Raw genomic sequence first — 23,569 nt, 5'->3', positions numbered from 1 at the left:
ATTATGTTATAATTAAAAATATAAAGCGTATGGAAATAAAAACAAAATATGTTTAGAAATGAGTGATGTTATGTATTTAGATCTAACTGAAAAGCAAGTCTTGATATTGGAATTTATAAAGTCTCAAATCATATTAAAAGGTTATCCACCTGCTGTAAGAGAAATATGTACTGCTGTAGGGTTAAGATCTACATCAACTGTACACTCTCATCTAAATAAACTTGAAAAACTGGGATACATAAGAAAAGACCCTACTAAACCAAGAGCTATTGAAGTTTTAGAACGTAGTAAAGTAAATGATGTTTCTGGAGCTAATCAAGAAATAATAGAACTTCCATTAGTAGGTCAAATAACAGCTGGAGAACCCATTTTAGCTCAACAAAACATAGAGGAATACATTCCATTCCCTGCCAGTTTAGTAAAGGGCAGTAATAATTTTGTATTAAGAGTAAAAGGCGAAAGTATGATTAATGCAGGAATTTTAGATGAAGATTACGTTGTAGTAGACAAAAAAAATACAGCCTTGAATTCTCAGATAGTAGTTGCACTTATAAATGGTGAATCTGCTACAGTTAAGAGATTTTTTAAAGAAGGAAATTTGATAAGACTTCAGCCAGAAAATGATTTTATGGAACCAATTATGCTTAATGACTCAGAAGTTGAAATTGTAGGTATTGTAACTGGTGTATTTAGAGTTATAAAATAACTATTAAAGAATACTAAAAAAATAAGCTATTTGTATAGATAAAATATGTTATCTATTGATTATAGCTTATTTTTTTATGCATTTATTTTTTTGTTATCTACCCTTTTTATTATTTTCCATAACATATATCACATGGGTCATTCTTCTTGCTTTCTACAATAGTACCCGATAATATTTTTTTACTTCTTGAAAGACCACTACAATTTTTTGTAGAGTGATAACTCTTCCCTTTTGGAGTGAAATAAACTATTTCTGATGTATTTGATACATTTTGTTCTTTATTTAAAGACTCGTTATTTGTTGTATTATTATTTGATTTTTCAGAGTTTCCATCTTCTCTAACACCCTTTTTATAGCTTCCATCTTTACAGCTTGTAAATACTCCATCACCTGTTGATTCAAATATTATATCTGAACATTCATCACTTCTATGTACTTTTACACCCATTTTTTCTAATTTATTCATAGTTTCTTTATGTGGATGCCCATACGAATTACCTTTACCTACTAAAAGGACTGCATACTCAGGGTCTACTTTATCTAAAAATACTTGAGATGAACTACTACGAGAACCATGATGAGCTACTTTTAAAAGGTCTACTTTACTAAGTTTTGGTAATATCTCTTTTTCTGTACCTTCTTCCACATCACCCGTAAATAAAGCTTTATCTTTACCATTAGTATATACAAGAACTAGAGATTGTTCGTTAGTCGTATCTCCACCATTTGTATTTAGAACTTCGAAGTAAGAATCTTCCAAATAAAACTTCTTATTTTCAAGTGGTACACTTGGAGATAAATCCTTATTTGCCAAAGCATTTATAAAGTCTCTATAACTTTTTGTTTCTGCTGAACCATTCGATACAAATACATTCTCTATATTAAAGTTTTTGACAACAGAATCAAGTCCACCTAAGTGATCTGCATGAGAATGGGTAGCTATAAGATACTTAATATCTTTTACACCTTGCTTATTAAGATAATCTACCATTAAATTTTCATCATCATTATCTCCCCCATCTATCAATATAAAAGTTTTACCATCTTGAATCAATATTGCATCACTATTTCCAGTGTTGATAAAATGAATTTTTACATTTTTATTACTTGATATACTACTAGATAATGATTCTTTGTTATTTGATTGATTGTTGCCATTATCTGATGTATCACAACCAGTCAAATAAATAGATATAGATATTATCAGTAAAAATACTAAAGCTTTAAATTTAGAATTTCTTTTATTTTTTATATTACTATTTGTTATACTACTTCCTATCACAAACTACTCCTCCATTTTCATAATACTTTATAGTACCTATCGACTTATTTTATCATAATTAACCATTTAGTATCAATATTTCTATTATATAGTCAAATTATATCGACTTAACACTAAAACAATAATATCTTAATTGTTTTTTTATTTTTACAATATAAATCATTAATTTTTTATGTATTTTTAAGTAATAATATTTAATATAATAGTGATGATAATAAATTATATCATAAGAGATTTTTAGCTTTAATCCATAAAAAAAATATACTATAATATATGTATTAACTAAGAGAAAATAGCTAAATAAGTCATTATAGTAATATAAAAATATAATTTTAAACTTTGATAACTGTCAGTTTAACTATCTTAATCTATATTTGAGGAAGGAAATTCCCATTTCAAACTTAGCTAAATGATGAGTTATTGAAAGGATTTTTACTTAGGAGGTAAAAATGAAAAATAACTCACATTATACACTTATTCAAACACTTGCTAATATGCTCATTGGAAAACACATAGATACAAAAACGGTTACTAAATCTCTTGAACTTATCTGTAATAGCTTCTCATTTGAATGTGGTTTAGTATACGAAGCAGACCAATATAATCAATTTAATTTAATTGAAAATTATAGTCTAAATGATACAAAATTATGTAATAGCTTCAATACACATGAAATTGAGTCAGATTTTCAGAATCAATTAGCTCATCAGGAAATAATTTACTTATCTAAAAATAAAGATTGTAAATCATGTAAGATTGATTTTATGGATATTTTTTCTGCAGAATCTTTGATTGGAATTTCTGTAGTAGATGAATATTTTAATAATTATGGTTTTATCTTATTTTTAAATACCACATCCAGTAAAATAGATTTATCTGATTCTGAACTTAAGACATTATCAATCTTACTTTCAATGCTTGAAAAATATTTAGGCATAAGAATACATAGAAATAAAGTTTTCTTTACACAAACTGCACTTGAAGGAATAATAAATCATACAGGCATAGATATTTATATAATTGATTTTTATACATATGATATTTTATACGTTAACGAGTCAATGGCTGCTCCTTATGGTGGTATATCTCAATTTTCAAACCATAAATGTTGGCAAATTCTTTTCCCTGGACAGACATCTCCTTGCGAGTTTTGCCCACAAGAAAATCTTATTGATGAAAATGGTAATAGTACAGGAGTATATACATGGAATTACCAAAGACCTTTTGATGGAGCATGGTTTAGAGTATTTAGTACAGCTTTTAGATGGGTTGATGGTCGTCTTGCTCACCTTGTTAGCAGTGCAGATATAACTGATAATAAAAAGAATGAAGAATTAATTGAATATATGGCAAATTACGATGTGTTAACAGGTCTTCCAAACCGAAGAATGCTTATTGAGGAATGTAAAAATAGAATTGACAATGCTAAAGAAAATGAACAAGGATATGTAATTTTTTTCGATATTGATGGCTTTAAAGTAATAAATGATAATTATGGGCATGATGCTGGTGATGAATTCCTTATAAAACTTGGAGACTTTTTTTCTTCTATTCCACTTCTTAAGAATTCAGTCTATAGAAATGGTGGAGATGAATTTGTTGCTGTAATTGGTGGGGATATTACAAAAGATAATATCCGTAATTTAGTAAGTTTCATACATAAAAGATTTAAAGAACCATGGAATTTAAAAAATGGTCCTGTATATTGCAATACTAGTGTTGGCATAGCTTGTTATCCAGAAGATGGAAATAACGCAGAAGAATTAATCAATAAAGCAGACCAAGCAATGTATCAAATCAAGAAATCTGGAGGAGCAGGAATCTGTTTTGGCTATCAGTTGATAAAAAATAATTAAAGTCAATTTTTTTATTAAAATTAAAAAGGCAACAACTAATTTTAGCTGTTACCTTTCAAATTGTCTACTAGAGGCTTGATATATAAAAATTAATAAAGAATCAACTTACTTTAAATTCTATATAATATACTAATAACTATAGCATTATATGAGTTTTTATGATATTTTTTTACATAATATTTTAAATGATATCTTATTGCATAATAATACGAACAATTGACTACTTATAAATTTTATATTATATAAAATGAAATGTTTTACATCAGTAGTACCCAGTTATGCATTTTAAACGCCCATTTACGTTTAATATATTGCAAATTTTTTCTAAAAACTATAATATGTTAAATATCAACAAAAATAAATAAACTTTTTCCTTAAAGAAGGCTTAAAGCTCACACCAACTGCCTTCTTTTTTTTTATGAAAATTTAACTATTTATTTTGATTAATATTTATTTCATATTTTAGCTCTACCCTTCTAGATGCATCTCTGTTTACACTATTATCTCCATTTTTTATAAGTTCAGCTTTTGATCTCCCTATTGCAATAATATGTCTAGTAACCTTATCTTTGTATTTATAGTTACCAATCTCATCCCCAACTATATACTTTGCAACACTATATGCTCTTCTTTGAGATAAGTCTAAATTGTATATATAGCTTCCCACATCATCTGTATGACCTTCTATAACTATTTTGGATATATAATCACCATAATCTTTATAAATAGTTTCTATGTACTTTGGAACGAACATTTTTAACATTTCTTTAGCCTCTGGTTTTAAAACGTCACTATCTACATCAAACATAGTTCTTTCACCAAAAGTTACCTGACCATTAACTTTATCTACTTTCACAGGCATACCACTTTTTTTAAAGGTCTCCTCAACAGAAGCATTTACATTCTTAGCTAAATCTTGCTCAACAGAACCTGAAATACTTTCTGAGCTAAATAAGATAAGAATCACAACCATCAATACAGTTGATAATAAGTCTGTAAATGTTGGCCAAAAGCTACTCTTTTCAAATTCTCTGTTAACAGTTCTTCTATATTTATTATTCATTTAACTCATCCTCACCTATGACCTTTATTTCTTTGTTTTCTATCTCATAAATTTCTTCGCTGAAAGGGTTAAATACACTATCAATATCACCTTTAAATAATTCTTCACTATCAAGAGGAACTTCATCATTCATAAAAGAGTTATTAAACATAACATCTAATTTATCTTGAATGTCTAAAGAGTTCTCAAACATTATATCTAGTTTAACTTGTAGGTCATTAGAAAAGTTTTCAATAATACTTGAAAGATTTTTTATTGAATCATCTAGAGTAAATTTTTCATCTAAAAGTATTTTTTGATTTTGAGATATTTTATTTTCATGAGTTATTAATTTAGTTAATAAATCTTGGGCACTTCTTTCATATAGAGCAAATCCTGCATTTATATTTTTTATGTAATCTCTAATTTTAAACTGGCTTTCAGTGGCATTATATATATTTTTTGAAGATTCTTTTATGTCAAATAAAATTTCTTTATTTATGTTATCTTGATTATCATACTTATCAAACAGTTTTACAAACTTTACATTTAAAATATTAAACTGTTTATCTAATTTCCTTACGCTTTGGTCAAATGTTTTAATAGAGCTTTGAGAACCTTCTAAAAGGCCTTTTAAAGCTTCTATTCCACTTATAAATTCATCATTGAAGTCATTTAAATCTTTAGATATTTTATCAAATTTTTCAATAGCTTCTATAGACTTACTTATTTGTTTTATTGTATTTTTTACCTCTTCTACCTTTAAATCCATTCTTTCTGATTTAAAATGAGTTATCTCAGATGTTAATAAATTTTCGCATTTTAACATTATCTGTATTAAAACATGTTCACAATCTTTTATCTTCGTAAAGTAACCTATAATTAGAGAAAATACAACTCCAAATATGCTTGTTGTAAATGCAGTCTGCATACTACTAATAGTTGAAGGAAGCGAATTTATAATATCTTTAGTATCAACACATAAAAGCATTGTAGAAAGACCAACAAATGTACCTAGAACTCCAAGCAATATACTTATTGAAGATGAATTTTTTATACTTCTAATCTTTTCTAAAAGCGGTAAATTATTGTGTTTTAAATCTGATACAACTTCTTCTATAAAAGAAGTTATATTTACTTCAGAATAAGGATTTTCTTTGCTATATGTATAGTAATCGTTCCTTACCTTCCCATAAAATTCACTCGTTTTATGATTTTTATTGATTTCTTCTAGTTTTGAACTTACAAACGAGTATACCCTGTTATTTTCTATTATTTTAAAAACAGAATATAAAGTTATTGCAAGTAAAAACAATATAGTTATCGGATTAGTAAATATTGACTCTATTAAATTAGTTATTATGTTACTCAATTCTATCCCCTACCTTATAATTTATTTATCTATAATTTATACGTACAAGTTACTAAGAAAATACGTAAATAAACAAAATATTTATATTATATTTATGAAAAATGGTACAAATAGGTCATATTGTTAATAACATAATATATACGAGCTAAAAGTTATAGGGGGTGGCATAATGAATGACAACATAGTAGAAGTTAAAAATATAAATATGAACTTCTACACTAAGGAAGGCGAGCTTGAAGTATTAAAAGATGTTAATTTTAATTTGAAAGAAGGAGAAATATTAACTTTGCTTGGTCCTTCTGGAAGCGGTAAATCTACAATTTTAAATATTCTTACTAATCTTTTAAAACCAACTAGTGGCGATGTAAAGATTACTGGAAATATTGGATATATGTTTCAAAAAGATAATTTGCTTGAATGGAGAAATATAATGGATAATATAACTATTGGCTTAGAAATTCAAGGCAAAAAAGATAAAAAATCTTTAGACAGAGTTGAAAGTCTTTTAAAGACTTATGGATTATGGGATTTTAGAAGCATGTACCCGAAAGAATTATCTGGGGGTATGAGACAAAGGGTTGCTCTTATTAGAACACTTTCTGTAAATCCAGATATTTTACTTTTAGATGAGCCTTTTTCAGCTCTTGATTATCAGACGAGATTGTTAGTTTGTGATGATGTTTATAGTATTATTAAAAATGAGAATAAGTCTACTATTTTGGTTACACATGATATTGGTGAAGCTATATGTATAAAAGTGCAACATTAAAATATAATTTGTGATATCTTTTAATTTATAATTAAAAAGCTATGAATTTGAATTCATAGCCTAATTAAATATATGTTTAATTGATAGTTTGTATTTTAATTTATTGTTAATTTTGAGATGCCCAATCGGCTGGATACGTTACATATATAAATCTAGCATAGTCAGGTACAGAGAACTGTATCTTACTTCCTTTTGGTATAAATATTAACTCACCTGAAGAAGCAGAAACCTTTCTTCCATCTATTATTATATCTAAAGTTCCATCTATCACATAATCTATTTCATCATAGTTTAAAGTCCAGTCAAAAGTAGTTTCCTTCATTTCCATCATACCACAACCTAATCTTGGACTTTCCTCTAATGTAAATAAATCTTTTGTATAAACTACATCATTAGGATTTCCTGTATCCAATCTATCAGATTCACTAACCTTTACTGTTGGTAACTTTATAGAAGTTATTCCACTAACATCTTTATTTCTAACGAAATCTACACTATCTTTAGTTCCATTTACTTTTTCTTCTATTATTTGTCTTACTAATGTTTCAATCAAGTTTTTATCTATATTTGTTATATCCATCTTATGCATTCTCCTTTTTTAGTGTTTTATTTGCGATAACCATAGCTAATAGGACTGCTGTTATACCACCAACCAATTTAGCAACTATCATTGGTGTTATCATATTGGCATTAAACCCTGCTGTAAATCCTAAGTGGTCTCCAAATACGAATGCTGCTGATACAGAGAATGCCACGTTTATTATCTTTCCTCTATTATCCATATCTTTCATCATACCAAACATTGGTATACAGTTAGCTAAACTTGCAACAAGCCCTGCTGCTGATACATCATTCATTCCAAGAACCTTTCCTAAAGCCATCAATGGTTTATTGAACACTTTTGTTATAACAAATACTAGCGGGAATGCCCCTGCTAAAACTATTGCTATATCCCCTACTATTTCTATACCTTCACCTATTGGTTTCATTCCAGGTATTACAACTATTCCTGTTAAGGCCTCAACTATTGCAGCAGCAAGTCCTAAAGTTATAACTATTACTACACCTTTTCCAAAGTATGTGAATCCTTTTATCATAGCATTTTCAAACTTTAATAATCCAAGTGCTATAACTACTGCAAATATTATTATTGGCACTAAGTTTCTAAGAACCATCATTACCTCAAATCCTGCAACTAATCCACCAACAAACGCCCCAACAGGTATTGTTATTATCCCTGCAAGTATTCCTGTTGCTAAGAATTTTTGGTCTTCTTTTTCTATTATCCCAAGTGCAACTGGTATTATAAATACTATTGTAGGTCCCATCATAGCTCCTACTATTAATCCTCCAAATAATCCAGCATTTGGGTCCTTTGCAAGTTCAAGAGCAAGTGGTGCACCACCCATATCATTAGCTAATAAACTTCCAGCAAACATAGCTGGGTCAGCTCCAAGCATATCAAACACTGGTACTACAATTGGTCTTAATACATCAGCAAGTACTGGTGCTAGACATATAACACCAACCATTGCAACTGCAAGCGAACCCATTGCCATTATACCTTCTTCAAACTGTTCTCCAAGACCAAATTTATTGCCTATACATTTATCTATAGCTCCAAGTACCATGAAGACTACCATTACATAGATTATAATTTCGTTTATACTCATAATGACCCCCATTATTTTATTAGACTTTTTGTTATTTGACTGTCTACTGATGATATTACAGTCTTATAGATTATTTCTTTTTCTTTTACAACTTTTTCACTTTCTTTTAATGCATATTCTAAACTACTTAAATCTCCTGCTACTATATATACTAACTTTCCGCCTATGGCAAAAGACAATTGAAGTTTTACTAATACTAAGTCACCTGATTTTAAAACCTTATCAAGCATTTTTATTCCAGCACATACTTTACTAGTTTCAACAACGCCTATAGAGACTATATTATCTAATGTCTGGTACTTATTTTTAAATCCATTTAAGATTTCTTGTGAAATTGAATTTATTACAAAATTATCTAAAATGTACTTTCCTCCAAGTTCCATTCCATAATTTATACATTCATTTACATAAGAAGTTTCTCCACCTACTATTATTAAAAATTTACCTGGACAAATACTTTTTAAGTATATTACATCAACGGAAGTTTTTTTAACCATTTCATTAGATACTTCTATACCTTTAGCTATACTTTTAAACTCTATAGCACCTATACTTTTATTCATCAAATACCTCAAATGAATCAACCACTCCAACTATGGTCGCATCTACTGGAACATGTTTTTTTTCAATAGATTCTCTTGCTGAGGAACCTTTGGATATAAGAACTAAGTCTCCATTTCCTGCCCCTGCATTATCGGCCGCAACCATGAAGCCTTCTTTGTATGTGTCTTTAGTTTTTAAAATTTTTACTACTAAAAGTTTTTGACCACATAATTTCTCATCTTTTCTTGTAGCCCAAACATTACCTACAACTTTTCCTATATCCATAAAATTACCTCCTTACATTTTCTTTAGTTCAAGATGATGTATTCTCATAAAATCTATAGCTAATGGTGTTATTATACTTTTTTTATTAACTAATATATTTTTAACTCCATTTATAGTCGGTTTTCTTAAATCAGCTTCTGATATAAGCTTTTTATTTCTTAAATCTAAACTAAATTCATTATCTATATTTGTACTTTCTGTATTAATTAAACTTATAGCATCTTTATTTAAAGTTTTTTTATCTTCTTTTTCAATACCTTTAGCACTTAATGTTCCGCTTTTTATACTTAATTTATCCTTAGATATAGCATTTAAATCTTTTATAATTTCCACACCAAATTTACGTATTTCATCTTCAAATGATAGAAATTTTTTATACAATGCTTTTGGTGCAGTATCTTTATATCTTCTGTATTCAATTCCTTCATCTAATACATATACTTTTTTACCTTTCATAAGCATCTTTAGTATAAATCTTTCTTCATCACTTGTTGAATTTCCAAATGCTAAGTTTGATAATCCTCTCATACAAAGTTTTGAAACTATCACTATTTCGCATTCTTTTATGTTTTTATTAAATTCTACTATTTCAAATTCTTCTTTTAATAAATTAAATTTATTGCTATCCTGTTCAAATACAGTTACAGCTTTAGGTTTATTAGATACATTTAGTTCATCATTATTTATTTTTTTGTAGATTTCTTCTATTATTAAATCTATGAGCTTATCATAATTCATATTAAATCCTCCCTAGAGGTAATCTTATATAGCAAACTAAATTTATGCTTTCTTTATTATTTTAGCGACAGTTCCTTTTGAATAGCCACATGCATTAGCCTCATCATAATCTATGTGCATGTAAGTTTTAAAGCTATCACTAACTCTTATTACTACATCGTCAAATGTTAGAGGTCTCTGACCCATCACCTTAGCTTCAACTATTTCTTTGTCACATACATTAAATTTTTCTGCATCAGCAGGTGTCATATGTATGTGTCTTTTAGCAACCATTAATCCCTTATCAAGTTCAACTTCGCCATGTTGTGTTGATATTTTAATCATTAAAGTTCCTTCTAAGTCTCCGCTTTGTTTTATAGGAGCTTTTAATCCAAGAGTTGAACCATCTGTTAAAGAGATTTCTACCTGAGTTTCTTCTCTACATGGTCCAAGTACAACTACATTTTTTATACTTCCCTTAGGTCCTGTTATTGTAACCCTTTCCTTACAAGCATATTGACCTGGTTGAGATAAGTCTTTTAATTTTGTAAGAGTATATCCCTTACCAAATAATTTATCTACATCTTCTCTATTTAAATGAACATGTCTTCCTGATGCTTCAACCTCTATGAACGCTTCTTTTTTAACTCTATTTATTACTTCTTCTACTATTTCGTTTAATAGACTTTCCATTACATCCTCCAACTACTTATACTTATTAGTTCTAACTTTATATATCATTATCCAAAATGCAGATGATAATCTATTAAGTGCCTTTATTAAATCTTCTCTATTAACATTTCCATATTCACCTTTAAATGCTTCATAAGCTGCAAGTTCAACTTCTCGTGTATTGCTTCTTATACTATTTATAGCAATTACAGCTTCACCCATTTCGTAACTTGGAAATTCATGTCCTATACCAAAGTATTTTTTAGGATAGTGAGATTGTTCTCTAAGTTCTTCAGGAGTTAATCCTAAAAGTTTAAAGTCTTCTAGCTTCTCTTCCAAAACTTCACATCTCATTATATTTCTTACAAAATCCAATACTTCTTGTAATTCCTTAACAAGTTTTGGCATATCTAGCTTTTGACAAAGAATTTGTGTTTTTAGTATTTCTGATTCAAGTGAATCTATTTTACCTCTTAGAATTATTCTTTTGTGGTCTTTAAAAACTAGAAGATTTCCATTTAACTGAGTCATATGCTCTGGTTTTTCATCTAATTTAGCACCAAATATAGTAGTATATCTATATGTTTTCTCTTTAACTACTTCTTTTATAACTTCCTTAGGTTCATTATTTATTGCTGAAAATTTATCAACATATTTAAGTTCAATACTTCTCTCAGCTAAATAAGATTTTGCAGAAGGAGTTATTATTTGTCCTTTTTCTATATAAAATTCAGTTATATTATCTTTGTTTTTTCCGATTTTTCTTTTTACTTCATTTTCTGTTAAAACACCCATCTTATCACATCTCCTATTAGATGTATAAAAAAAGCTACCTCAAAATACATTGAGTTTATTAGTAAGACTCATTTTTGAGATAGCCTCTTTTTTTAATCAAAATTTAGATTTTTAAATTACATTTAAATTACTCAGCTGATACTTTTGGTAATATAGCATCTACTTCAAAATGTGGTCTTGGTATAACATGAACTGATATTAGTTCTCCAACTCTCTCAGCAGCAGCGGCTCCAGCATCTGTAGCAGCTTTAACAGCTCCAACATCTCCTCTTACCATTACAGTAACTAATCCTCCACCTACTTGCTCTTTTCCTACTAATTGTACATTTGCAGCTTTAACCATTGCATCTGCTGCTTCTATTGCTCCTACTAATCCTTTAGTTTCTATCATTCCTAATGCATTTGCACTTGCCATAATCTTATCCTCCAAAAATTTAATATTATTTTATAGTTTTTATTTTTAGAAATCTCATAGTTATAAACTATAAGCTTCATTGTTTATTTTAATTATGCTAGTTCTTTGACTAATCTTTGAACTAGAAGATTTATTAATTCTTCTTTATCCATTGAGTCAAACATTGATTTTTCAACTTGAGATTTATCTCTGCCAAGTTCTTCTATTTCCTTGATTCCATAAGCTACTCTTTTAACATTTATTAAATCGAGTGGACCTACATTGTTTGAAGTTGAGCTTCCACCTATCGCTCCACAACCAAGTGTTAGTGCTGGTACAAGATTTGTTGATGCACCTATTCCTCCAAGTGCTGAAGGAGTATTCACAAGTATTCTTGATACTGGCATGTTAAGAGCAAATCTTTTTACCAATTCTTCATCATTTGCATGTATTGAGAAAGTATGTCCAGCTCCTTCATTTAACAATATTTCTCTACATCTATTCATAATGGCATCTACATTATCTTCAACATAGAATGCAAGGATTGGTGTAAGTTTTTCTCTTGAATAGGCTACATTATGACCAACTTTAGTTTCTCTTGCAACTAGAACTTTTGTATTTTTAGGTACATTTGCAAGGTCTGCTAAGTTTGCTATTACCTCAACACTCTTACCAACTATTTGTGGATTCATAGTACCATTAGCTCTTAATATGAATTTAGCTAATCTTTCACTCTCTTCTTCATTTAAAAGATATGCACCTTGGTGTTTAAGTTCTTTTAGAACAGTTTCTTCCATAGACTTTTCTACTACTATTGATTGTTCTGATGCACATATAACACCATTATCAAAAGTTTTAGAGTCTATTATTCTTTTAATAGCTAACTTAACATTTGCTGATTTATCTATGAATGCTGGTCCATTTCCAGGGCCAACTCCTATAGCTGGTGTTCCTGAAGAGTAAGCAGCTCTAACCATTGCTTCTCCTCCTGTTGCTAATATTAAGTTTGTATCCTTGTGCTTCATTAATTCGTTTGTTCCAACTATACTTGGATTAGTTATACATAATATTGAATCATCTGGTGCACCAGCATTTATAGCTGCTTCATTTATTATTTTAACTGTTTCAAGTATACATTTTTTTGCATTTGGATGCGGAGAGAAAACTATAGTATTTCCTGCTTTTACAGATATTATCGTTTTATATATTACTGTTGATGTTGGGTTTGTTGAAGGTATAAGACCTGCCACAACTCCAACTGGTGTAGCTATATCTATAGTGTTTGCTTTTTTATCTTCACTAATTATTCCAATAGTTTTTGTATCTTTTAAAGTTTCATAAACTCCCATAGATGCAAAAGTATTTTTTATTACTTTGTCTTCCCATTTTCCAAATCCAGTTTCTTCATTTGCCATTTTAGCTAACCTAGTAGCATTATTAAATGCTGCATCTGCAATAGACTTTACTATTTTATCTATTTGCTCTTGGCTCATTTTAGAAAGTTTATCTTGAGCCACTTTAGCCTTTTTTACAAGAGTTCTGACTTCTTGTATAGATACTAAATCTTTATCTAAAAGTGTCATAACTATCTATCCCCTCTGCTAAGCTTTTTAACTAAGTTTATTAACTCTTCTTTTTTAAGAATATTTAAATCTTTATAAGTTATTGAAGAGTCTAATTTCTTAGCTATAGCCTTAAGTTTTTTTACACTATTTTTTGATAAGTCATCTTTATCAAAATCAGTATTTTCTATGTTAACTTGTTCTAATACTTCTTTATTAGTATTAGAATTTTCTATTTTTTCTTCATTAGTCTCAGTTAAACTATCATCAACTGTTTTTATTTCATTTTTAACTTTATTTATATTACTATCTTGTTTTTCATTATCATTATTTTCAGCATTATCTAAAATTACATTATCTATTTCTAATATATTTTCAAAGTTCTTATCTGTCTTTTCTAAAACTTCACAGATTTTAGATTCTTCTTTTTTAAATAAAGCATCTGTTACTTCATTATGGATTCTTGGTATAATATGTGATGCTCTTAATGTACCAATTCTTGAAACTGCCATTTCACCTGCCTCTAGAGCAGATTTAACAGCGCCAACATCTCCACATATCGTTAAAGTAACAATACCTGCTCCAACCTTATCAATTCTTACAAGATTAACATTTGCAGATTTTAAACAGGCATCAGAAGCTTCTATTGCAGCAATATATCCTATTACTTCTATTAAGCCTATAGCATCCATCTAACTATCCTAGAATCCTGTTGGATTGTCTGCAACTGATTTTACTGCTTCGGCAAATGCATCACATGCTGCTTTACAAGCTGATTGAGAACCTGTAAGTAATGCTCCACCAAAGTTTGTTTCAGTTGGAGGTGCAAATAATTCACACATTTTAACATCTGCTGCCTTCATTGCTGCATCTAAAGCATACATTGCTTCAAGTGGTGGAGCCACTAAATAAGCTAATGCTTCACCTTCTCTTATTCCTGCTACTTCTGAAAGGTATGTGCCTGTTCTTGATACACAATGAGCGTAATAGGCTATTGAATCATCATCATTTGCGCTTATAAAAGTTGCTCCATATTCCATAAAATCAATTATTGCATTTAATCCACTTCTTACTTCAGCTGGACTTGGTCCTGCTATTATTCCTAAAACTTCACCAGCAAGTTTTGTTGAAGCATTTCCTGCACCTGCATACATTGACTTTGCATATACAACATCAACTTCTGAAGCTTTAGTTGCTTCATCAAGAGCAGTATATGTAACATCATCACAGTCTGCAGTTATTAAACCTAAGCTTTTGTGGTGTGACTTTAATTCTAGTTTTTGTGCCATTTCTGGACTTATATTCGAAATTATTTTAACTCCTAGTATATTAGGACGAATCATATCGTTTTTCATATTCTACACTCCCTCGACTTTATTTAAGGTCTATTCCTGAAGCTTTTTTATCTAACATAGTTTTTATAAGTTCAGCTATATGAGCACCTGCTTCAACTGCAGTTGTTCCACCTTTATGGATATTTGATATAACTGTTCTTTTTGCTTCTGCCATTCCTATATATGGCTTATATGCTATATATGCTGACATTGATTCAGCAGTAACTAAACCAGGTCTTTCTCCAACCAACATACATATAACTTCACAACCTAGTTCCTCTCCTAAGTGGTCCATAGCACCAACTCTACAGTGTTTAACAAATAAAATTTCACTTGAGTCTATACCATACATTTTTAGACCTTGTTTTATAGCTGGAACACAATCTTTTAAGTTTGCTTCTATAGCTGCTGAACTAAGTCCATCTCCAACTAATATTAAAACCTTTTGATTTGTTCCAAATTTAGATTTTATATTATTTATAGTTTCTGGAGAGAATTTTCTTCCTAGGTCTGGTCTAGTTAAGTATTCATCTTTATCTTTACATAAAGTTTCTACTGCAAACATATTATTTTCTTTTATAAATTCTTCATCTACATAAGAGAATACAGCATCTTGAGCAGCAGCATGGTCTGCTCTAAATCTTAAAACTGTTTCTGTTTTATATCTTGTACCAGCTCTTCCTATACCTAATCTTGCAGGTGTTTTGGATTTCATATCTAAGTAAGCTTCTGCATCCTTAGGATTTTTTACTAGTAATTGCTTTCTTATATCAATTTCTGTTATATCATCTATACAGGCATCATTATCAATTACAGTTTCAGTTGCTTTCTTAACAGTTTCAGATACAACATTAGTATCTAATTCTCCAACCATTTGTCCAACTAACTGTTCTACTAATGCTTTTAAATCCTTCTCATTCATACTAAATACCTCCTATCCTAATAATATAGATGCGTCTCCTGCTAACTCTGTTAGCTTACCATTTTTAGAGAATCCCATCTTCTCCATCCAAGCATCAAATTCTTTTATTGCTGTCAATCCAAACATTTCTCTAAGTGATGCTGTTTCATGGTATCCTGTTGTTTGGTAGTTAAGCATTACATCATCTCCATGAGGTATTCCCATAAAATACGTACATCCTGCTGTTGTCAGTAGTATAGCTAAGTTTTCCATATCATTTTGGTCAGCCTTCATGTGGTTAGTGTAACAAACGTCAACACCCATTGGTAAGCCATGTAGTTTACCCATAAAATGGTCTTCAAGCCCTGCTCTTACTACTTCTCTAGCATCATATAAATACTCAGGTCCTATAAATCCAACAACTGTATTTACTAAGAATGGTTCATACTTTTTAGCAAATCCATAACATCTAGCTTCCATAGTAACCTGGTCTATTCCATGATGTGCTTCTGAAGATAATTCTGAACCTTGTCCAGTTTCAAAATACATAACATTAGGTCCAGTAGCTGTACCATGTTTTAAAGCTAATTGTCTTGCTTCCTCGATAGTATCACCACTGAATCCAAATGCTTCATTTCCCTTTTCAGAGCCTGCTATAGATTGGAATATTAAATCTGCAGGAGCACCATTTCTTATTGCTTCCATTTGTGTAGTAACATGTGCTAATACACATGTTTGAGTTGGTATTTGATATTTTTGTTTTACTTCTTCAAATCTTTTTAACACTTTAGTGACGCTTTCAACCGAGTCGTCAACTGGGTTTAAACCAAGTACTGCATCTCCTATACCAAAAGTTAAACCTTCAAGAAGTGATGCAAGTATTCCATCTGGGTCATCTGTAGGATGATTAGGCTGAAGTCTTGCTGATAATGTACCTTCTTCTCCTATAGTTGTGTTACAATGAGCAGTAACTTTTATTTTTCTAGCAGCATAAACTAAGTCCATATTTGACATTAACTTTGCAACTGCTGCTATTATTTCAGAAGTTAATCCTCTTGATATTCTTCTTATATCAAGACTTGTAGTATTTGAATCCAATATCCATTCTCTAAGTTCTGATACTGTCCATTCTTTTATTTCTTCATATACTTTTTCATTTACAGCATCTTGTATTATTCTTGTTACTTCATCTTCCTCATATGCTACTGCAGGATTATTTCTTATATCCTCTAACTTTATGTGTGATAAAACAACCTTTGCTGCTATTCTTTCTTCAGCTGATTCTGCTGCAAGACCTGCTAATTTATCTCCTGATTTTTCTTCATTAGCTTTAGCCATTACATCGTATAAGCTTTTAAACTGATAAGTACGTCCAAATAATTTTGTCTTTAAAATCATTTACTTACCTCCTTCTATTAATTAAAAACTAATGTTTTTATTACTACAGGTAAAACTTTACCTTCAACTATAGGTTTTCCAATGTCAATATAGTCTCCATTTTCAACCTTGACACTGTCTATACAGACAATTTCTTTTTCATAATTTAATAATGCATATATTGCTTGACCTAGTACCTTTGCCATATCGTTTTCAACGATTACTACAAAAGGTAAATCATTTTCTATGATTTGTTGCATTCCATCCACAAATCCTTTGGCATATTCTTGTATATCTGAAAAGGCTGGATTTTTCTTGCCTATCATAGCTATTGCAACTTTTTGTAAATCATTTTCTAATTTAAACCAGTTAAGTTTGTTTTTTATAGCTTCACTGATTTGCTTTGAAGTACCTATTTCTTCATCCATTGATAATTTTAAAACTGGCAAGTTTTTAAGTGGAAAATTTTCACTAGTATAAGTTATTGTGCTTCCACTTACTTCAGTAGTATGAGAACCTGCTCCAACTACTGTAGCTCTTATTGTCTCCATAGATTTGACTATGTTCACATTTTTAAGGTATTCACAATTTTTTATTGCTTGGCCAAGTAAAATTCCCAAATCACCATATTCAAAATAATCCTTTATTTCTCCATTATAGTAAATATAATCAGCTACCCCACCTGAAAACGAGACATTCTTAATATCTTCATCTATATTTATTGATTTATTAGTTATTATAAAATCAAATAAAGGTGTCTGAGCTTTTAATCCTATACTTTCCATTAATAAGTCAACCATTATATTAACTATTGGTTTTGTATTTTCTATTGTAGCTACAGTTCCTACTTGAAGGTTTAAATTATTATCTTTTATGATTTTATCTATTTTAGGAGATATATAAGTTATTTCTTTACTTATTTTATCGACTTTTATAAGTCTTCCACCTATATCTAAGCATCCAGTATCAGTTACCTCTCCTCTTTTAAATGAGGCTATGTTACTGGTTCCCCCACCTATGTCTATATTTACAATTGTAGTTGAATGTTCTTTTGAGTAAATATGAGCTCCAGCTCCTTTACCTGATATTATACTTTCTAGGTCAGGTCCTGCTGTTGCAACAACAAAGTCTCCTGCAAATCCACTTAAAGTATGAAGTACATCATTTGCATTTTCTTTTCTAGCTGTTTCTCCAGTTATTATTACTGCTCCTGTATGTATATCTGCTTTAAATATGTTTGCTTTTTTATATTCATTTTCAACTATTTCTTTTATTTGCTGTCCATTTATTTCATTGTTTGAGATAAGGGGAGTGAAATAAACCTTACTTTTATAAATAATTTCTTTGTCTACTATACTTATCCTAGGTACCGAAAAATTTGATTCCGTATTTTCTACTATTAACTTAGAAAAAATCAACTGAGTAGTACTTGTTCCAATGTCAATACCAACACTTAATAACTCTTCTCTCATTTTCTCACCTCCTAAAGTTTAAGTATGTCTTAAACAAGCAAAGAGGCTTAAAGCTATAATAAATATCTGTTAAATTGAATATATATTTACAAGTTTTATAAATATATTCAACTAACTTAATTTATTAATAACCTTAAGCCTCTTTGCTCAATTAAAACTACTACTTTGTAGATGAGTTATTATTTAAATATTAATTTGTGTAGGTATAGTAATCAATACTTCTGTCCCATTTTTACTGCTCTTTCTTTTTATACTTCCTTTTAACATTTGAGTTATATAACTATCTATTATATATGTTCCTAAACTATTTTTATTTATATTATCACTATCAAATCCAACTCCATCATCTATAATAGCTATATTTCTAAAATCATTATCTTTATTTATTAGTATTTGTATATTACCACGTTCTCTATCAATGAAAGCATGGTCATAACAATTTTGCAATATTTCATTTATGACTAAAAGTATGGCTGTTGCTTTTTCTCCACTAAACTTAAAATCTTCACCAGTTATACATATATCTATATCTTTACTAAACAGATAACCACCTTGAATATTTGATACTAATAAGTTGATACCTTCTCGTATAGATATATTATTATCTACTTCCTTGGATAATAGATAATGCGTTGAAAGTATTGCAAATACTCTGTTTATTATATTATCTAAACATTGTTTAACTTCCTCATTTTGAGATAACCTACTTTGTTTTTTTATTATAGATATTACTGTATGAAGATTGTTTTTTACTCTATGATGAGCTTCTCTGATAGCTACTGTTTTTAAAACTAGTTCTTCTTCTTTTCGCTTTAAATCACTTATATCTTGTACTATTTTACAAACCTTAAATTCATCATCTTTGATGTATATAGTTTTTATTTTGAAAAACATATTACCTATTGAAACTTCATTTGTTTCATCATAATTTTCATCTATTAATATATCTTCAAATACTTTAGTCTCTATATATAAGTCATTGTAATGCATATCCTGTATATCACACTCAAATCCAAGATTTTTATACATCTCAGTTGCAATACGATTTTTAATTTTAAGTTTTCCATTTTTATCAAATATAAGTATAGCAGAATTTAAATTATCAACTAAAAAATCATTATTTCCTATCAATTTTATAAACTGATGTAAATTCTTATTTTCTTCATCCTCGTTAGTTTCAAATTCACTTTTAACTTCACTACTTATATCTTTTTCAACTATTAATACTGCTAGAACTTCGTCATCTAATGTTATTGGCTGAATATTTTGTTTAACCAGCTTGTATTCTTGTGTCAAAGCTTTTATATCTCTTGCTATTTCTCCAGTTCTTAGACACTTTATAACTCCTGGTTCATTTTCAATTAGAGCTTTTTTACCTACAACACTTTCATTGTACACTGATTTTTCTCTAGGTCTACTATGTGCCACAACAATTGCTTCATCATCAAGTTTACTTAGTACATCTATAAAAACATCAGCCTCATAAAAGGAAGCCATTAAATCTAAGGATTTTGATACTTCTATAATTTTTTCAATTTCATTGTTATTTAAGTATGTTTGTGTAGTTGCTATTTTTTTTATAGTATTAGTCATCGTATCCTATTATAATCATTTTTGCAATTTCCATCATTGTAGTTCTTTTATCCATACTTAATTTTCTTATTCTAGTGTATGCTTCATCCTCAGAAATTTTAAACTCTCTTATAAGTATACCTTTTGCTCTTTCTACTAATTTTCTTTCATTTAATTTAGAATTTACTTTTTCTAAATCTTTTTTCATTTTTTCAAATTCATTGACCTTATTTAAACACATTTCTATAGTTGGGATAAGTGATTTTTCACTTGCTGTCTTTACCAAGTATCCATAAGCACCTATACTTTTAGCCTTTTCTATATATTCTTTATCTTCAAATGAAGTTAATAAAAGTACTCCACCTGCTAGATTTTCTTTACATATTATTTTGCCTGCTTTTATCCCATCAAGTATTGGCATTTCTATATCCATTATAACTAAATCAGGTTTGTGTTTTTTGCACATTTCAACAGCTTCAAATCCATCACTTGCTTCTCCTATTATTTCATAACCATGACTTTCTAGTATATCTTTTGTATCCATCCTTAACAGTGGTTCATCATCAACCAATAGTATTTTTTTCCCCATGTTCCTACCTCACTTAAAGATTAAATCTTTTTAGAATAGTTTATATATTTTTTTATAAAATACTAATTTATATTTTCTTTAACTATCCATATAATTTTATCATATTTTTTAGTTAAAAAAACATTTCCCCTTAAATTTCATCTATATTCTTAGATTTTTCTAGATATTTAAATAATGTTTCAAGCCCTATATTATCCACTGTGTCTATTTTAAATATTTGACTTGCTCCTGCTAGTAATAGTCTCTCATAAGCTATGTTGATTTCATCTTCAGTAGCTTTATTTATTTTAGTTATAATCCCTATTACATCTTTACAAAACATACTTGCAAATCCTGGTGCTATATAATTTTCTTCCTGTGTAGCATCATACACTATTGCTATAATCTTTGCATCTGCTGATGTTGTTATTAATGCATTATATAGATTTCTATTTTCCATGTATTCACCTGGAGTATCTATTGCATTATTATAAAGTTCTACTGACTGAGTTTTTTTATATTTTAATTCCAATTGGTCTAGTTTTTGACAGAGAGTAGTTTTCCCACTACCTGTCTTTCCCATAAATATTATATTCTTCATTATATTATTATGTCCTTGTTATTTTTGTAGATGAGAAGTTTAACATATTTCCTAAAACTTCTAAAACATCATTTAATGCGGATTCTACAGAACTTACATCACCTGATATTACTACAGAACCACTAAATCTATCTATAAAACCTAAAGATACATTTGAAGATTTTGTAGCAACATCTGCTGCTATTATTGATGCTTCACTTGGTGTTATTGTAAGTATTCCTATTGCATCTTTTTTATCGAGTACCAATCCTAACTTCTTATATATATCTTCATTAGGGTTAGCTATTATATGTGCTAATGTAACCTGTTTTCCAGGAACATATTCTTGAATGACTCTTTGTTTAGATTCTTCAGCCAAATTTATTCCCTACTTTCTTTAAATATAGTTTACTAAAAAGTTATTTGCTTAAAATAAAAGAAGCTCCATAAGAATAGTATTAATATTCCTAAGAAGCTCCATTGCTTTTTACTAAAGTATCACGTCTTTGTGATACTTTCATTATAGTTTTATGTTTTATATTTGTCAATATATTATTTATATTTTTAAAAACATTTTCCCTATTTGTATAATATTATGTTTACATGTAGTAAAGTGTAGTTATTTAATGTTATTTAATATACTTATTATATCATCTTCAGTTGGCACTTTAGGATTAGTTAATGTACAAGTATCTTTTATAGCAAGTTTTGCTATTTCTCTTTCTTCATTGGTTATATCTTCTAAATTTAATTTGCATTGTGTTAATTTAATCGGCATATTCATTTCTTTTTGCAATTTCTTTATTTCATTTATTAAGTTTTTAACTGCTATTCTTATATTACCATTCCCAAACCCTACTAGTCCTGCTATTTGTGCATACTTAATAGCTGTATCTGAGTAAGTTACATTAGTGTATCCTACAATTGATGCATTATATTCTATTACATGTGGAAGTAATATGGAATTTGCTCTTCCATGTGGGATATGGAATTTGCCACCTAAGACATGTGCTATAGAATGATTTATACCAAGTGATGTTTGGTTAAATGCCATACCTGCTAAACAAGATGCATTGTGCATTTTTTCTCTAGCTTCTATATCATTTCCATCTTTATATGCATTTATTAAGTACTTAAATACTAGTTTTATAGCTTTTTCAGCTAGCGCATCTGAAAAGTCATTAGAATTTGTAGATACATAAGCTTCTATAGCATGTGTCAATACATCCATACCTGTATCTGCTGTTATAAAATTTGGTACAGTTTTTACAAGTTCTGGGTCTAGTATTGCCATATTTGGAAGTAAATCATCACTTACTAATGGATATTTACATCCCTTTTGATTATCTGCTATTACTGCAAATGATGTTACTTCTGAACCGGTTCCACTTGTTGTTGGTATTGCTATAAATTCAATTTCATTAGTTTTTAATATTTTTTTAGAAAAATCCATAATAGATTTTGCAGCATCTATTGCAGACCCTCCACCTAATGCTATTATTACATCTGGGTTTATAGATTTAAATGCTTCTATTCCTGCTACTACTATTTCTATTGGTGGGTCTGGTACTATTTCTTCAAAAACTTGATATGTTGAATTTATTAAATTACATGTTATTTTATCTATTGTTTTTGATTTAACCATAAATGGGTCTGTTATTATTAATACATTTTTGTTTTTTAATTCTTGTAGTGCTTTTAGTGAACCTTCTCCAAATTTTATTTTGGTTTTAATCTCAAAACTATTCAAATTACCATCCTCCTTAAGTTAAATACGCAAAAAAGCTCCATAGACTTTATCTATGGAGCTCCATTGCTCTTTTAACACTTCGTTGTGTTATATTTAAAAATATACTATTTGATTAATATAATGTCAAGTCATAGTATGTTAAAATCAATAATCTAAGCTTGTGTATCAGCTTTACTTAAATTTAATTCTTTTTCTAAAATGGAAAAAGCTTCCCCTAAAATTTCTTTAGAATATTTTTTACTCATTATATTTACAAACCAATTAGCCTTAGCCACTTCTATCTCATTGAGTTTAGCTTCGTCTTTTGGAAAAGTCTCTATAACCTTGATTTCCATATGCAAGCCCCC

General features: G+C 29.1%; 26 protein-coding genes. 3 read left to right on the top strand and 23 right to left on the bottom strand.

Annotation, left to right across the window (positions count from 1 at the left end):
- The first annotated feature begins 70 nt into the window (after positions 1–70).
- A complete protein-coding gene (lexA, locus tag ACTG47_RS10065; RefSeq protein WP_009897067.1) occupies positions 71–706 on the top strand; it encodes a transcriptional repressor LexA in 636 nt (211 codons plus the stop codon).
- A gap of 109 nt (positions 707–815) precedes the next feature.
- Here lexA and ACTG47_RS10060 read toward each other — a convergent pair whose 3' ends face one another.
- Positions 816–1,973, bottom strand: a complete 1,158-nt coding sequence (locus tag ACTG47_RS10060) for a ComEC/Rec2 family competence protein (protein WP_479927076.1) — start codon at positions 1,971–1,973, stop codon at positions 816–818.
- A 464-nt stretch (positions 1,974–2,437) separates the two neighbouring features.
- On the opposite strand from ACTG47_RS10060, the gene ACTG47_RS10055 reads away from it, so the two are divergent.
- Positions 2,438–3,844, top strand: a complete 1,407-nt coding sequence (locus ACTG47_RS10055) for a sensor domain-containing diguanylate cyclase (RefSeq protein ID WP_479927056.1) — start codon at positions 2,438–2,440, stop codon at positions 3,842–3,844.
- 430 nt (positions 3,845–4,274) lie between these two features.
- Here ACTG47_RS10055 and ACTG47_RS10050 read toward each other — a convergent pair whose 3' ends face one another.
- A complete protein-coding gene (locus ACTG47_RS10050; protein WP_169466923.1) occupies positions 4,275–4,907 on the bottom strand; it encodes an OmpA family protein in 633 nt (210 codons plus the stop codon).
- Positions 4,900–6,258, bottom strand: a complete 1,359-nt coding sequence (locus tag ACTG47_RS10045) for a hypothetical protein (protein WP_479927055.1) — start codon at positions 6,256–6,258, stop codon at positions 4,900–4,902. The genes ACTG47_RS10050 and ACTG47_RS10045 overlap by 8 nt, the downstream gene beginning before the upstream one ends.
- Before the next feature lie 169 nt (positions 6,259–6,427).
- On the opposite strand from ACTG47_RS10045, the gene ACTG47_RS10040 reads away from it, so the two are divergent.
- Positions 6,428–7,027: an ATP-binding cassette domain-containing protein gene (locus tag ACTG47_RS10040; protein WP_169466920.1), complete on the top strand. Its 600-nt coding sequence runs from the start codon at positions 6,428–6,430 to the stop codon at positions 7,025–7,027.
- A gap of 106 nt (positions 7,028–7,133) precedes the next feature.
- Here the strand turns inward: ACTG47_RS10040 and ACTG47_RS10035 are convergent, their stop codons facing one another.
- The 20 genes from ACTG47_RS10035 to ACTG47_RS09940 all read right to left on the bottom strand — a co-directional run bounded on the left by ACTG47_RS10035 (position 7,134) and on the right by ACTG47_RS09940 (position 23,557).
- A complete protein-coding gene (locus tag ACTG47_RS10035; RefSeq protein WP_207716213.1) occupies positions 7,134–7,607 on the bottom strand; it encodes a cupin domain-containing protein in 474 nt (157 codons plus the stop codon).
- A gap of 1 nt (position 7,608) precedes the next feature.
- Positions 7,609–8,700 (bottom strand): ethanolamine utilization protein EutH, encoded by a 1,092-nt coding sequence (eutH, locus tag ACTG47_RS10030; RefSeq protein ID WP_169466918.1) that lies wholly within the window; start codon positions 8,698–8,700, stop codon positions 7,609–7,611.
- Between the two features lie 11 nt (positions 8,701–8,711).
- Complete coding sequence (locus ACTG47_RS10025; protein ID WP_479927054.1) at positions 8,712–9,263, bottom strand: BMC domain-containing protein; 552 nt, start codon at positions 9,261–9,263, stop codon at positions 8,712–8,714.
- Positions 9,256–9,528, bottom strand: a complete 273-nt coding sequence (locus ACTG47_RS10020; protein ID WP_021384701.1) for a EutN/CcmL family microcompartment protein — start codon at positions 9,526–9,528, stop codon at positions 9,256–9,258. Before ACTG47_RS10020 ends, ACTG47_RS10025 begins: the two co-directional genes overlap by 8 nt.
- Before the next feature lie 12 nt (positions 9,529–9,540).
- Positions 9,541–10,266, bottom strand: coding sequence for a TIGR02536 family ethanolamine utilization protein (locus ACTG47_RS10015; protein ID WP_479927053.1), 726 nt, complete (start codon positions 10,264–10,266; stop codon positions 9,541–9,543).
- A gap of 42 nt (positions 10,267–10,308) precedes the next feature.
- Positions 10,309–10,938 (bottom strand): ethanolamine utilization phosphate acetyltransferase EutD, encoded by a 630-nt coding sequence (gene eutD / locus ACTG47_RS10010; RefSeq protein ID WP_479927052.1) that lies wholly within the window; start codon positions 10,936–10,938, stop codon positions 10,309–10,311.
- A gap of 12 nt (positions 10,939–10,950) precedes the next feature.
- Positions 10,951–11,712 carry a cobalamin adenosyltransferase gene (locus ACTG47_RS10005; protein ID WP_169466912.1) on the bottom strand — a complete coding sequence of 254 codons (762 nt, stop codon included), beginning with the start codon at positions 11,710–11,712 and terminating at the stop codon, positions 10,951–10,953.
- Between the two features lie 127 nt (positions 11,713–11,839).
- Complete coding sequence (gene eutM / locus ACTG47_RS10000) at positions 11,840–12,127, bottom strand: ethanolamine utilization microcompartment protein EutM (RefSeq protein ID WP_003423991.1); 288 nt, start codon at positions 12,125–12,127, stop codon at positions 11,840–11,842.
- Positions 12,128–12,219: 92 nt separating this feature from the next.
- Positions 12,220–13,689: an acetaldehyde dehydrogenase (acetylating) gene (locus ACTG47_RS09995; protein WP_479927051.1), complete on the bottom strand. Its 1,470-nt coding sequence runs from the start codon at positions 13,687–13,689 to the stop codon at positions 12,220–12,222.
- A 2-nt stretch (positions 13,690–13,691) separates the two neighbouring features.
- Entirely contained in the window at positions 13,692–14,360 is a 669-nt protein-coding gene (locus tag ACTG47_RS09990; RefSeq protein WP_479927050.1) for a BMC domain-containing protein, read from the bottom strand.
- A gap of 9 nt (positions 14,361–14,369) precedes the next feature.
- Complete coding sequence (gene eutL / locus ACTG47_RS09985; protein WP_169466906.1) at positions 14,370–15,023, bottom strand: ethanolamine utilization microcompartment protein EutL; 654 nt, start codon at positions 15,021–15,023, stop codon at positions 14,370–14,372.
- A gap of 19 nt (positions 15,024–15,042) precedes the next feature.
- A complete protein-coding gene (eutC, locus tag ACTG47_RS09980; RefSeq protein ID WP_479927049.1) occupies positions 15,043–15,924 on the bottom strand; it encodes an ethanolamine ammonia-lyase subunit EutC in 882 nt (293 codons plus the stop codon).
- A gap of 12 nt (positions 15,925–15,936) precedes the next feature.
- Entirely contained in the window at positions 15,937–17,301 is a 1,365-nt protein-coding gene (locus ACTG47_RS09975; RefSeq protein ID WP_479927048.1) for an ethanolamine ammonia-lyase subunit EutB, read from the bottom strand.
- 17 nt (positions 17,302–17,318) lie between these two features.
- Positions 17,319–18,752, bottom strand: a complete 1,434-nt coding sequence (gene eutA / locus ACTG47_RS09970; RefSeq protein ID WP_479927047.1) for an ethanolamine ammonia-lyase reactivating factor EutA — start codon at positions 18,750–18,752, stop codon at positions 17,319–17,321.
- Positions 18,753–18,935: 183 nt separating this feature from the next.
- On the bottom strand, positions 18,936–20,345 hold the full coding sequence (locus ACTG47_RS09965) for a histidine kinase N-terminal domain-containing protein (RefSeq protein WP_479927046.1): 1,410 nt from the start codon (positions 20,343–20,345) through the stop codon (positions 18,936–18,938).
- Positions 20,338–20,913, bottom strand: coding sequence for an ANTAR domain-containing response regulator (locus tag ACTG47_RS09960; protein WP_021384697.1), 576 nt, complete (start codon positions 20,911–20,913; stop codon positions 20,338–20,340). Before ACTG47_RS09960 ends, ACTG47_RS09965 begins: the two co-directional genes overlap by 8 nt.
- 130 nt (positions 20,914–21,043) lie before the next feature.
- The gene (locus tag ACTG47_RS09955; RefSeq protein WP_074178165.1) at positions 21,044–21,493 is read right to left on the bottom strand and encodes a EutP/PduV family microcompartment system protein; all 450 of its coding nucleotides are present in this window, start codon (positions 21,491–21,493) and stop codon (positions 21,044–21,046) included.
- A 7-nt stretch (positions 21,494–21,500) separates the two neighbouring features.
- Positions 21,501–21,851 (bottom strand): BMC domain-containing protein, encoded by a 351-nt coding sequence (locus tag ACTG47_RS09950; RefSeq protein WP_169466896.1) that lies wholly within the window; start codon positions 21,849–21,851, stop codon positions 21,501–21,503.
- A gap of 240 nt (positions 21,852–22,091) precedes the next feature.
- The gene (locus ACTG47_RS09945; RefSeq protein WP_479927045.1) at positions 22,092–23,222 is read right to left on the bottom strand and encodes a 1-propanol dehydrogenase PduQ; all 1,131 of its coding nucleotides are present in this window, start codon (positions 23,220–23,222) and stop codon (positions 22,092–22,094) included.
- Between the two features lie 152 nt (positions 23,223–23,374).
- A complete protein-coding gene (locus ACTG47_RS09940; RefSeq protein ID WP_479927044.1) occupies positions 23,375–23,557 on the bottom strand; it encodes a hypothetical protein in 183 nt (60 codons plus the stop codon).
- Positions 23,558–23,569: the final 12 nt, after the last annotated feature.

It is taken from the genome of Clostridioides sp. LIBA-6622, assembly GCF_056716095.1.
This window is presented reverse-complemented; position numbering and strand designations above follow the sequence as displayed.